At 40.1% G+C, this 13,011-nt stretch carries 11 protein-coding genes; 7 read left to right on the forward strand and 4 right to left on the reverse strand.

Translation table 11 applies throughout. The features are described from left to right. Positions 1 to 14 precede the first annotated feature (14 nt). Both HMPREF0014_RS08670 and HMPREF0014_RS08675 read left to right on the forward strand, forming a co-directional pair. Entirely contained in the window at positions 15 to 1,334 is a 1,320-nt protein-coding gene (locus tag HMPREF0014_RS08670; RefSeq protein ID WP_004888055.1) for an NCS2 family permease, read from the forward strand. A 111-nt stretch (positions 1,335 to 1,445) separates the two neighbouring features. Next, entirely contained in the window at positions 1,446 to 2,444 is a 999-nt protein-coding gene (locus HMPREF0014_RS08675; RefSeq protein ID WP_002156878.1) for an adenosine deaminase, read from the forward strand. A 44-nt stretch (positions 2,445 to 2,488) separates the two neighbouring features. On the opposite strand, the gene HMPREF0014_RS08680 is transcribed toward HMPREF0014_RS08675, so the two are convergent. After that, entirely contained in the window at positions 2,489 to 3,046 is a 558-nt protein-coding gene (locus tag HMPREF0014_RS08680) for a cytochrome b (RefSeq protein ID WP_004888054.1), read from the reverse strand. A gap of 240 nt (positions 3,047 to 3,286) precedes the next feature. Here HMPREF0014_RS08680 and HMPREF0014_RS08685 point away from each other — a divergent pair, with 240 nt between their 5' ends. Together HMPREF0014_RS08685 and rnhB are read left to right on the forward strand one after the other, a co-directional pair. After that, a complete protein-coding gene (locus HMPREF0014_RS08685) occupies positions 3,287 to 3,664 on the forward strand; it encodes a hypothetical protein (protein ID WP_002156817.1) in 378 nt (125 codons plus the stop codon). A gap of 66 nt (positions 3,665 to 3,730) precedes the next feature. Then, positions 3,731 to 4,297 (forward strand): ribonuclease HII, encoded by a 567-nt coding sequence (gene rnhB, locus HMPREF0014_RS08690; protein ID WP_000495832.1) that lies wholly within the window; start codon positions 3,731 to 3,733, stop codon positions 4,295 to 4,297. 69 nt (positions 4,298 to 4,366) lie between these two features. On the opposite strand, the gene csrA is transcribed toward rnhB, so the two are convergent. The 3 genes from csrA to alaS all read right to left on the reverse strand — a co-directional run bounded on the left by csrA (position 4,367) and on the right by alaS (position 8,850). Next, positions 4,367 to 4,621: a carbon storage regulator CsrA gene (gene csrA / locus HMPREF0014_RS08695; RefSeq protein WP_000906487.1), complete on the reverse strand. Its 255-nt coding sequence runs from the start codon at positions 4,619 to 4,621 to the stop codon at positions 4,367 to 4,369. 246 nt (positions 4,622 to 4,867) lie between these two features. Continuing rightward, positions 4,868 to 6,148, reverse strand: a complete 1,281-nt coding sequence (locus tag HMPREF0014_RS08700; RefSeq protein WP_001185176.1) for an aspartate kinase — start codon at positions 6,146 to 6,148, stop codon at positions 4,868 to 4,870. 65 nt (positions 6,149 to 6,213) lie between these two features. After that, positions 6,214 to 8,850 (reverse strand): alanine--tRNA ligase, encoded by a 2,637-nt coding sequence (alaS, locus tag HMPREF0014_RS08705; protein ID WP_004709855.1) that lies wholly within the window; start codon positions 8,848 to 8,850, stop codon positions 6,214 to 6,216. Between the two features lie 269 nt (positions 8,851 to 9,119). On the opposite strand from alaS, the gene HMPREF0014_RS08710 reads away from it, so the two are divergent. The 3 genes from HMPREF0014_RS08710 (at position 9,120) to HMPREF0014_RS08720 (ending at position 13,000) form a co-directional block, all read left to right on the forward strand. After that, complete coding sequence (locus HMPREF0014_RS08710; protein ID WP_004888037.1) at positions 9,120 to 10,139, forward strand: type I glyceraldehyde-3-phosphate dehydrogenase; 1,020 nt, start codon at positions 9,120 to 9,122, stop codon at positions 10,137 to 10,139. A gap of 311 nt (positions 10,140 to 10,450) precedes the next feature. Further along, positions 10,451 to 11,617, forward strand: coding sequence for an ATP phosphoribosyltransferase regulatory subunit (locus HMPREF0014_RS08715; RefSeq protein ID WP_004888036.1), 1,167 nt, complete (start codon positions 10,451 to 10,453; stop codon positions 11,615 to 11,617). A gap of 63 nt (positions 11,618 to 11,680) precedes the next feature. After that, positions 11,681 to 13,000, forward strand: a complete 1,320-nt coding sequence (locus HMPREF0014_RS08720; protein WP_002156866.1) for an adenylosuccinate synthase — start codon at positions 11,681 to 11,683, stop codon at positions 12,998 to 13,000. Positions 13,001 to 13,011 lie beyond the last annotated feature (11 nt).

The raw sequence follows: 13,011 nt of genomic DNA on the forward strand, positions 1-13,011 counted from the left end.
CATAGAGGCTACTTATGGCGGCGCCCAATTCTTCGGCAGGCTGGTTAGAGCGTTTATTTAAGTTAAGCGACAATAAAACCACGTTTCGAACAGAAGTTCTTGCTGGTGTAACTACGTTTTTAACGATGTGTTACATCATCATTGTCAATCCACTCATTTTATCTGAAACCGGCATGGATCATGGCGCCGTATTCGTTGCGACCTGTTTGGCAGCAGCAATCGGTTGTTTAGTGATGGGTATTATTGCCAATTATCCAATCGCCTTAGCACCGGGCATGGGGCTTAATGCTTATTTTACCTATTCGGTATGTATGGGTATGGGGGTGCCATGGCAGACAGCTTTAGCTGCTGTTTTTGTTTCAGGCGTTGTATTTCTTGCAATCAGCTTCTTTAAAGTTCGTGAAGCGATTGTTAATGCAATTCCAATGTCGCTTAAATTTGCGATAGGTGGTGGTATTGGCTTATTCCTGGCGCTTATTGCGCTAAAAAATGCCGGAATTATTGTTGCAAATAAAGCAACATTAGTGGGTTTGGGCGATATTAAACAACCTACTGTACTACTGGCTTTATTTGGCTTTTTACTTATTGTTGTTTTACATCAGCTTAAAGTCCGTGGTGCCATCATTATTAGTATTTTGGTGGTGACAGCAATTGCGACTGCTTTAGGTTTAAATGAATTTAAAGGTGTAGTAGGGCAGATTCCTTCAATTGCACCAACATTTATGCAAATGGACTTTAAAGGTCTGTTTACTGCAAGTATGGTGGGTGTGATCTTTGTATTCTTTATTGTTGACTTGTTTGACAGTACGGGTACTTTGGTAGGTGTTTCACACCGTGCGGGCCTTTTAAAAGATGGTAAATTGCCACGTTTGAAAAAAGCACTATTTGCTGACTCTACTGCAATTGTTGCTGGCGCAGCATTGGGTACATCATCAACTACGCCATATATTGAATCGGCTTCAGGTGTAGCAGCAGGTGGACGTACAGGTTTAACTGCAGTAGTGGTCGCTTTCTTATTTATTTGCTGTTTATTCTTGGCACCTCTTGCTCAATCTGTGCCAGGTTTTGCAACAGCTCCAGCTTTGTTGTTCATTGGTGTACTCATGATCCAAGGGATCACGCACATTGATTGGGATGATATTACAGAAGCTGTTCCAGCCTTTTTAACGATTGTATTTATGCCATTTGCGTACTCAATTGCAGATGGTATTGCTATGGGCTTCATCAGCTATGCATTAGTTAAATTATTCACAGGTAAGGCAAAAACTGTTCCATACATGGTATGGATTATTGCTGCTCTTTGGGTATTTAAATTTATCGCTTTTGGCGGTTAATATGATTTTTCATAATTTCCTTCTAGAACTATTTTATTGATAGAGATATAAGAAGGAAATTATAGAAGGGTGTGCTTACCACACCCTTTTTTCTTTAGATGTGGAGTTAATATGAATCAAGTCGAGCTGATTCAGGCCTTACCAAAAGCCGAGTTGCATGTGCATATTGAAGGGACGTTTGAACCTGAATTAATGTTTGCTATTGCACAGCGTAATCAGATTCAGATTCCTTACAAATCTGTTGAAGAAGTAAAGCAAGCTTATAACTTTCATAATCTTCAATCATTTTTAGATATTTACTATGCTGGTGCAAATGTTCTTGTTCATGAGCAAGATTTTTATGATTTAGCATGGGCATATTTTGAGAAATGTGCAGAAGATCGTGTCGTTCATACAGAAATGTTCTTCGACCCGCAAACTCATACCGACCGTGGTATTGCGTTTGCAACGGTGATCAATGGGCTTAAACGTGCATGTGCTGACGCAAAAACCAAATTTGGTATTAGCTCTCAGCTTATTATGTGTTTCTTGCGCCATTTAAGCGAAGAAGCTGCATTTGAAACGCTTGAGCAAGCTTTACCGTTTAAAGAAGACATTATTGCTGTTGGACTTGATTCAAGTGAAGTAGGCCATCCACCAGCTAAGTTTGAACGTGTTTTTGCTAAGGCACGTGAGGAAGGTTTCTTAATCGTGGCTCACGCAGGCGAAGAAGGCCCACCTGAATATGTATGGGAAGCTTTAGACTTGCTCAAAGTAAACCGTATTGATCACGGCGTGCGTTCTGAAGAAGACGAACAATTAATGGCTCGTCTAATTAATGAAAAAATGCCATTAACGGTTTGTCCTTTAAGTAACTTAAAGCTATGTGTCGTTAAGGATATGAAAGATCACAACATCCGCCGTCTTTTACAAAAAGGCGTACATGTGACTGTTAACTCGGATGATCCTTCATATTTTGGCGGTTATATGAATGATAACTTTATTGCTATTCAGCAGGCCTTAGATTTAAGTAATGATGAGTTGAAGCAACTCGCAATTAACTCTTTTGAAGCCTCTTTCATCTCAGATGAAGAGAAACAAAAGTGGATTTCAGAAATTCAGAAAATCTAAATAAAAAAACCGCCTGTGATAGGCGGTTTTTTTTAACATAGAATTTATTTAGGTTGTTTAGTCATACTATTTAAAACATTATCTTTATCCACAAAGTGATGTTTTAAAGCTGCCAGAACATGTCCAACAATAAGTAAACCTGCAAACCATGAAATATAGATATGCAATGGTTTAACAATCGCTAATATCTCAGGGTTATCTTGTACTAAACGTGGAATTTCAAATAAATATAAAACAGGGGCAGGATGACCAGCACTCCAGCTAAATAAACATCCTGTCACAGGTAAAGCCACTAAAATCACATAAAGCAATAAATGTCCGATGTGAGCTAGGGTTTTCATAGTGGGTGACATGGTGTCAGGCAGCTGTGGGGCTGGGTGGGTGTAACGCCAGAAAAGGCGAATAACTACTAGAAAAATAATGGTTGTGGCAATGTTTTTATGTAGTGTAATGACATCACCTTTAAAGCTACCATCAGCATCGTAACTTAAAAAGTTTCCACTATAAAAGCCAATCACCCAAGCGGTAATGAAAATGATTGCCATGACCCAATGCAGAATCTGTGCAGTACGGTTGTAGTATTGAGAGGATGAGGCAGGCATAAAAGACCCTATTTTTTTGTCATTTTAGTGCTAGATTTTATGAGAAAGGGTTGATTTTGAGAAATGTTGTTCTCGTAACGGAGCGTGCTATAAACAGAACGCTTTAATTGAAGAAACATAGTCAACTTGAGTTGGAAAATAACAGAGTTAGATTGCACAAATGCATCAATTTATTTGTTTCTTCTAAGCACAAGTTTAGGCAAAATACGCGCTGCTTACGTTCGATCAAAGGAAAAAATGATGAAAAAATTGATGCTTGCTATGGCACCAGTTGTTTTAGCTTTAACGGCATGTGCGACCACGCCTGGTGCAGGTTCTACAGAAACAGCAACTCAACAGTTAGGCATGACTGCATTAAAAGTGGCTGTAAACGCGAAATGTATTACAGAAATTAATAATGTTGCTGCATGGAAAACAGCAACCAAGCTTATGACTGCTGAACAACGTGATAGTATTCAAACTAATGTTTGTGGTTGCGTAAGTGAAAAGGCACCAAACAGTGTTACAGCAGTTGATTTGGCTACTGCTGCACTTGACCCTGCGGCACGTGCAACAGTTGTAAATCAGGTTGTCTCTAATACTGTAAACGCTTGTGTAGCAGAAGCTTTGCAAAAGTAATTAATAATTTGAGTTTCAAAGAAGGCTGACTCATATTGATCGGCCTCTTTTTTTATTGGAGTATACATGTTTGTTGCAGGCGTAGATGAGGCGGGGCGAGGCCCACTAGTGGGTTCAGTTGTTGCTGCAGCTGTTATTTTAGATCCGAACAATCCAATTTTAGGTTTGAATGATTCTAAAAAATTAACTGAAAAGAAACGTGAAAAGTTGTTTATCGAAATTCAGGAAAAAGCTTTGGCATGGTCAATAGCAGAAGCTACCCATGCAGAGATTGATGAGCTGAATATCTTGCAAGCAACTTTTTTGGCTATGCAACGTGCCGTGGATGGTCTAAAAACACAGCCTCAAAAAGTCATTGTAGATGGCAACCAAATTCCAAAAGGCATCATTATTCCTTGTGAAGCGATTGTCGGAGGGGATGCGAGCCATGCCGAGATTAGTGCAGCGAGTATCTTGGCAAAAGTCACACGTGATCGACAAATGGCAGAATTAGATCAGCAATATCCATTATTTGGTTTTGCCAAACATAAGGGTTATCCAACTAAAGCGCATTTTGAAGCGATTGCAGCTCACGGGGTAATCGATCAGCATCGTCGTAGTTATGCACCTGTAAAACGTGCATTAGGGCTATAAATTTATATACTCCCAAAAAATTTAAAGCGACTATAAAGTCGCTTTAATTAGGGAGAGAATAACTTCATACTAACGATTGAAGTTTTTCTGTGCATAATTATCATCTTCATATGAAACTTGATAATCTTGATCAAGATGTTGAAGGTGTTCATGCATTGCACGTTCATGTTGAATACGTTGATAAATTTCTTCGCGATGAACAGAAACCTCTTTTGGCGCATTCACACCAATTCGAACCTGGTTTCCTTTGACGCCAAGCACAGTAACACTGACTTGATCCCCAATCATTAATGTTTCCCCGACACGGCGGGTCAGAATCAGCATGTTTATCTCCTTGCTAAACGCTTAAAACTGCAATATTGGTACCCAAATAAAAAGCTCAACCTCAGTTTTCAGTCAGATTCTAACAGAAATATGAGAACAAAGTCATATTTTGATAATCTCTGCCAAAAAACTTTCCGTTTAATATAACAGAGCCGCTATAAAAAAAACTATAGCGGCTCTGTGTTTTCTTTGATTATTGTCGGACAAGTAAACATTTTTTAATGAATTCTTGACCGGTTGGTAAAATTAAGCGCGGGCGCTGCTTTCACCGTGTTCGCGATCTAAACCAAAAGCGGTATGTAGGCAACGAACTGCAAGTTCAAGATATTTCTCATCAATGATGACAGACACCTTAATTTCAGATGTTGAGATCATAAGGATATTAATACCTTCGTCTGCGAGGGCAGTAAACATCTTGCTTGCTACACCAGCGTGTGAGCGCATACCCACACCAACAATTGAAACTTTTACAATATCGTCACGTGTTGAAACTTCGCGTGCACCAATATTTTTGGCAGTTTCATTTAAGATTTTTTCAGCTTTCGCTAAATCAACACGGTTTACAGTAAACGTAAAATCTGTTGTGCCATCTTCTTCAACATTTTGGACTATCATGTCCACTTCAATGTTGGCATCACTTACTGGTGATAAAATTTTAGAAGCAATACCTGGTTCATCAGGTACACCTAAAATCGTTAATTTTGCTTCGTCACGGTTAAAAGCAATACCTGCAATGATTGGCTGTTCCATAGTGTCTTCTGCCTCAGTAGTAATGAGTGTACCTACATTTTCTTTAAATTCGTCGTCAAATGCGCCGTCGTCATCATTATCAAAGCTTGATAATACGCGTAAAGGAACTTGATATTTTCCGGCAAATTCTACTGAGCGAATTTGTAAAACTTTTGAACCTAATGATGCCATTTCTAGCATTTCTTCAAAAGAAATACGATCAATTTTCTTCGCTTTAGGAGCAACACGAGGATCTGTAGTGTAAACACCATCAACGTCAGTATAGATTTGGCATTCATCTGCTTTAAGTGCAGCAGCAATCGCAACACCAGAAGTATCTGAACCACCACGTCCTAGAGTAGTTGTGTTTCCATTAGCGTCAAAGCCTTGGAAGCCTGCAACTACAATAACACGGCCTGCATCTAGGTCATTGGTCATGACATCTGTGTCAATCGACTCAATACGCGCCTTGGTAAATGCACTGTCAGTTTTAATACCGACTTGACGTCCGGTATAGGATTTAGCTTCCACACCAATCGAATTAAGTGCCATAGCTAACATGGAAATCGTCACCTGTTCACCGGTTGAAACCATTTGGTCTAACTCGCGTGGGTCAGGTGTTTCGGTAATGGCTTTAGCGAGGGCAAGTAAGCGGTTTGTTTCACCACTCATTGCAGATACGACCACAACAACCTTGTGACCGTGATCATGCCAACGCTTCACACGACGAGCAACATTTAAAATGCGCTCGGGGGTACCCATAGAAGTACCGCCATATTTTTGAACGATTAATGCCATAGTTGTTCCATATAAGCCATGACCCTGAGAGGCTTTTCAGGGTCAGTTACACAAAAAGTGAAGTCTTATTTTTGTTCAAGCCATGCAGGCAATGCTGCGATCACTTGTCCAAACTTCTCGTTAAGTGGCGCGCCACCTTGTGCTAAGTCAGGTTTACCACCACCTTTACCACCTAGTTCAGTTGCTAGATGTTTGATGATGTCACCTGCTTTTAGATTTGCAGTGTATTGTGACGCGACTGATGCAAGCAGGCTGACTTTGTCACCCTCTACACCTGCTAACACAATCACTGCGTTCTCTAATTTTGATTTTACACTGTCATGTAAGTTGCGAAGCGCTTTGGCATCAACCCCTTGAACAGTAGTAATAAGCGTTTGACGACCAGCAATGGTTTGAACTTGGTCAATCAAATCAGCCGCTTGGAAGTTTGCCAATTTCTGGTTGAGCTGTTCAATCTGCTTTTGTAATGCAGAAACCAATTCTACATTGGCTTGTACACGCTCAACTGTTTGGTCTTTCTGTGCTTTTAGTAAGCTATTAATGTGCTGAATATCATGATCAGCTTTTTGTACCACTTCTAATGCTTTAGTGCCAGTCACTGCTTCAATACGACGTACACCAGCAGCTACACCACCTTCAGAAGTGATTTTGAATAAACCAATATCACCTGTACGTTTTACGTGAATACCGCCACAAAGTTCGATTGAGAAGTTTTTCTCATCAATAACTGAACCCATAGAAAGTACACGAACTTCATCGCCGTATTTTTCACCGAACAGCATCATTGCGCCTTTTGCTTTTGCTGCTTCAATGTCGAGAAGCTCAGTCGTCACTGGAGTATTGGCAATGATTTCAGCATTTACGAGACGTTCAACTTGTTGTAATTGTTCAAATGAAACAGGTTGGTCATTTGCAAAGTCAAAACGTAAGATATCACTTGCAACTAAAGAACCTTTTTGTTGTACATGAGAACCTAAAATTTGACGAAGGGCAGCATGTAACAAGTGGGTTGCTGAGTGGTTACGCGCAGTAGCTTCACGAATGTCTGCTTTAACAATCGCTTCTACATTTTGATTTGCTTTGAGGTTACCAACAGTCACAATACCTTGATGAACAAAGGCACCACCAGACTTTTTAGTGTCTTGAACTTCAAAAATACCTGTTTCATTTTTGAAGATACCAGTATCACCAATCTGACCACCACTTTCAGCATAGAAAGGAGTTTGGTTTAAAACGATAAGTGCTTCGTCGCCTTCAGAAACTTCGTCAACTTGTACGCCATCTTTATAGATCGCTACAATCTGACCTTGACCAGTTGTGTTGATATAACCGTCAAACTGAGTTTCGCCTTCGACTTTTACAATGCTGTTATAGTCAACTGCAAACTTACCAGCATCACGTGCACGTTGACGCTGTGCAGCCATTTCAACTTCAAAACCGGCTTCATCAATAATAAAGCCACGTTCACGTGCAATATCAGCCGTTAAGTCTGTCGGGAAGCCATAAGTGTCGTAAAGTTTAAATACAGTCGCACCCGGAATAGTTTTATCTTTTAACTGAGCAAGTTCACCTTCGAGAAGTTTTAAGCCTTGCTCAAGTGTTTTAGCAAACTGTTCTTCTTCACGAATTAAAGTTGCTTCAATCACATCACGACGAGCTTCTAACTCAGGGTAAGCCTGACCCATCACTTCAATTAATGGTTGCAACATTTTGTAGAAGAACGTACCTGTTGCACCAAGCTTGTTACCATGACGAACAGCACGGCGAATAATACGACGTAATACATAACCACGACCTTCATTGCTTGGGTTTACACCATCAGCAATTAAGAAGCAGCAAGAACGCGCATGGTCTGCAACGACACGTAAAGAAGGCTGACCTTCATCTTCAATACCAATAATGTTTGCAGCAGCTTTTAATAAGTGTTGGAACAGGTCAATGTCATAGTTTGAATTAACATGTTGCAATACTGCAGAAATACGCTCTAAGCCCATACCTGTATCTACAGATGGCGCTGGAAGAGGGTGAAGTACGCCATCAGCAGTACGGTTAAACTGCATGAAAACGTTATTCCAGATTTCAATGAAACGGTCGCCATCTTCTTCAGGAGAACCAGGTAAGCCACCCCAAATGTGGTCACCGTGGTCAAAGAAAATTTCAGAACATGGACCACAAGGACCTGTATCACCCATTGCCCAGAAGTTATCTGATGCGTATTTTTCGCCTTTGTTATCACCAATACGGATAATACGCTCTGGAGCTAAACCAATTTCTTTATTCCAGATGTCATAAGCTTCGTCATCTGTATGATAAACCGTTACATATAAGCGATCTTTCGGTAAAGCTAGCCATTGTTCGCTGGTTAAAAACTCCCAAGCAAACTTAAGTGCATCACGTTTGAAATAGTCACCAAATGAGAAGTTACCTAACATTTCAAAGAATGTATGGTGACGAGCTGTATAGCCGACGTTATCTAAATCGTTGTGTTTACCGCCTGCACGTACACATTTTTGTGATGTTGTTGCACGTACATAATCACGTTTTTCAAGACCTAAAAAACAGTCTTTAAACTGGTTCATCCCAGCATTTGTAAATAATAAAGTTGGGTCGTTGGCAGGAACAAGAGAACTCGATGCAACACGTGTATGCCCTTGCGTTTCAAAGTAGCGCAAAAATGCTTCACGAATTTCAGCAGATGTCATTAAACGAGTACTCACAACCAAGTCACTCCATATTTTCGAATTTGGCTAAAAGCATCACCACAAGTTTATTTGTTCACAAATCTTGCATGTGATACGGGGCTTATTTTTAAAAAACGCTAAATTGTAACGGAAAAACCCCACCGAACCAACGATTTTAGAGGGAATATCTTACAAAACTGTGATTTGGCTAAAAATCTATATTCAATTGGCCTTCACGTGTTTTACTATATGCCTTCTTTCGTTTCTGGTTTTGTAGATAAGGATAGGTCATGCAACGTATCGCCATTAATGGGTTTGGCCGGATTGGACGTAATGTTTTACGTGCATGGTTTGAAAGCCCGAAACAATTTCATTTTGAAATCGTGGCGATTAACGATATAGCAGATGTACAGACACTAGTGCATTTATTTAAATATGATTCAACTCATGGTCGTTTTAATGGCAAAGTTGACATAGCGATTGAAAATGAAAAGATTTATTTAAATATTCAATCTAACCAAAGAAATTTGAAAGTTGAAGTTTTACAGCAAAAACAGCCAGAACTTTTACCGTGGGCAAGCTTGCAAATTGATGTTGTACTCGAATGTACAGGCTTGTTCCGTTCTCATGCTGATGCAACCCGCCACTTAGAAGCTGGGGCAAAAAGAGTCATTATTGGGGCTGCACCTTTTGACCATGTCGATGCTGCAATTGTCTATGGCGTTAACCATGCCGATGTGAAAGCGTCTGATCAAATCATATCAAGTGTGTCATGTACGACACAGGCTTTAGTGCCGTTAGTAAAAATCATTGATGACGCATTTGGGATTGAAACTGCGCTCATGACAGAAATTCATGCCGTAACAGCAGATCAGTCTGTGCTTGACCATGCGCACCGTGATTTACGTCGTGCCAGAGCTTCTGGTCAAAATATTATTCCAACTACGTCTAGTGCACTGGGTGCATTAAAACGTGTAATGCCTAAAATGGAAGACCGTATTGATGGTTATTCAATTCGAGTTCCCACCATTAATGTGGCTGCCATTGATTTAACTTTTATCGCACAATCACCAATTACTGTTCATCATATTAATAAATTGTTGATTAAGGCGTCTCAAACAGATTATGCGGAAATTATGGCAGTGACTGATGAGCCACTCGTTTCAAGTGATTTTAATCATTCGCCTTATTCACTTATTGTTGATTTAACTCAAACTATGGTTGTTGGGCATCAAGCTAAAGTATTTGCTTGGTACGATAATGAATGGGGCTATGCAAATCGATTATTAGACTTGTGTGATTCTTTCTAAATTTGAAATAACTTAGGAAAGCTGTTCAGCAGTTAAGGTTGGTTAACTGGAAACAAGGTGATAGTTCAGATATTGGCCCATTCTTTGGTCGAACAAGCTCTATTAATAACTAAAGTGAATAAGAGTAAAGTATTGAATAATATTGTTAATTGTTAATCTCTTCTTTTTGACTTTAGAGTTTATTAAGAAAGATTTATGCAAATTGTCAGGTGCATGGCACAAAGTATCATGCTACACTAAGAGAAATCGGGTGTGTTCCCGATTTTTTTATGTGGGGTCGTTCCACGTTGATCAGATTTTAGGCTTGAAATATGACCATTTCAGAGACATGGTTGCTGCCTGACGGGGTAGCAGATGTATTGCCGGAACAGGCGCAAGTCATTGAAAAACTTCGCCGTGAAGCTATAGATTTCCTCTCAGTAAGAGGTTATCAACTGGTATATACACCATTTATCGAATACATCGAATCGTTGTCTTCATTATCAGAATCAAATCAAGACCTGGATTTAGTAACTTTTAAGGTGATTGATCAGCTTTCAGGCCGTTTACTCGGTATCCGTGCTGATATGACGCCTCAAGTTGCACGTATTGATGCACATGTAAGACCTGTTGAAGGGGTTGCACGTTACTGTTATGCAGGGACTGTATTACATACAAAACCACAAAATTTCAATGCGACTCGCGCACCTTTACAATTAGGTGCAGAGCTATATGGCCACGATAGTATTGAAGCTGATGTTGAAATGGTCGATGTAATGCTTGGGCTCATTGAAAATGCTTATACATTGCAAGGTGCACATTTAGACCTAGGGCATGTAGGCTTATTTCGTAGCTTAGTAAAATATGCCGGACTTTCTAAAAATGAAGAGCATGAGTTATCTGATCTTTATCAAAGAAAAGCATTACCTGAGTTAGCTGAATTTACTCAAAATTTAAATATGGGTTCAGACTTCTATGCACTTGGTCGCTATGCAAGTGATTTAGAAGCATTACAAACTCATTTAAGTACAGATATTTTAAAAGATGTTGAATTTGATGCTGCATTAAATGCGCTCAAAACTACACTTGAACAAATTAAAAACCGTTGGCCAGCACTGAATGTTGGGATTGATGTTGTCGAACTTCGCAGTTACCACTATCACACTGGTTTGATGTATGCAGTTTATGCACCGAACCGTGCTGCACCTTTAGCGCAAGGTGGCCGTTACGATGGTATTGGTGAACACTTCGGTCGTGCACGTCCTGCTACTGGTTTCAGTTGTGATTTATATGCCTTAGGTGCAAATCAGTTTGCCGAAATTGAAACTGTAGTAGCGCCTAAAGGTACTGATGCAGATTTACTTAAGGCAATTGCAAATGCACGTTTACAAGGCTTACGTGTAGTCCAATTGTTAGGTAATGATAATTTAGGTTCTATTCCTTATGCGACGCATCAGCTTGTATCGCAAAACGGTCAATGGAATATTGAAAAGATTTAAACGCCAGCAGTAAGTTTTTACTGATGGTTTCCAATTTTAACAGCATGATGTAATGAGGCTATTATGGGCAAAAATGTTGTGGTACTTGGTACCCAATGGGGCGACGAAGGTAAAGGTAAAATCGTCGACCTGCTCACAGATCAAGCGGCTGCGGTAGTACGTTATCAAGGCGGACATAACGCAGGTCATACTCTTGTCGTAGGTGGTAAAAAGACTGTATTACACCTCATTCCATCAGGTATTTTACGTGAAAACGTATTGTGCTTAATTGGTAATGGTGTGGTGCTTTCACCAGCAGCATTAATTGAAGAAATGGGAATTTTGGAAGCTGAGGGTGTTCCAGTTAAGGAACGTCTACGTATTTCTCCAAACTGTCCTCTTATTTTACCTAACCACATTGCTCTTGATCAGGCTCGTGAGAAGAAACGTGGTAACGCTAAAATCGGTACTACAGGTCGTGGTATTGGCCCTGCTTACGAAGATAAAGTAGCTCGCCGTGCAGTGCGTGTTGCTGACCTTGTTCGTGGTGGTGCAGCGTTAGAAGAAAAACTCCAAGAAATGCTTGAGTTACATAACTTCCAATTAACCCAGTTCTACGGTGTAGAAGCAGTTAAATTTGAAGACGTGTTGGCTCTTTGCAACGAATGGCGTGAAGTGCTTGCTCCGTTAGTGATTGACGTGACTAAAGTATTACATGACTACCGCAAAGAAGGTAAGCCTGTAATGTTTGAAGGCGCTCAAGGCTCACTTTTAGACATCGACCACGGTACTTACCCGTATGTGACTAGCTCAAATACAACTGCTGGTGGCGTAAGCTCTGGTTCTGGTATGGGGCCTTTACATCTTGATTATGTATTAGGTATCACTAAAGCTTATACAACACGTGTAGGTGCAGGTCCATTCCCAACAGAATTAGTTTACGATGCAGCAACTGATTCTGGTGACCCAATTGGTAAACACTTGGGTACAGTAGGTCATGAATTTGGTGCTTCTACTGGTCGTCAACGTCGTTGTGGTTGGTTTGATGCTGAAATCTTACGCCGTTCTGTAGATGTTAACTCACTTTCAGGTATTTGCTTGACTAAACTTGACGTTTTAGACGGTTTAGAAGAAGTGAAAATCTGTGTAGGTTATGAAAATACTGATTCAGGTTGTGTAGGTTCTTCTGATGCGGTTTCTTTTGAATGTTTGAAACCAATTTATGAAACTATGCCAGGTTGGAGCGAGTCAACTGTTGGTTTAACGAGCATTGACCAATTACCTGCAAATGCTTTGGCTTATGTAAAACGTATTGAACAATTAATCGAATGTCCGATTGATATCGTTTCAACTGGTCCAGACCGTGCAGAAACAATTGTTTTACGTCACCCATTCTCTGCTTAATTTGCAAAGAT

Origin of the sequence: Acinetobacter sp. RUH 2624, from assembly GCF_000162375.2 — a bacterium.
In the GTDB taxonomy this organism is placed as follows: Bacteria; Pseudomonadota; Gammaproteobacteria; order Pseudomonadales; family Moraxellaceae; genus Acinetobacter; species Acinetobacter nosocomialis.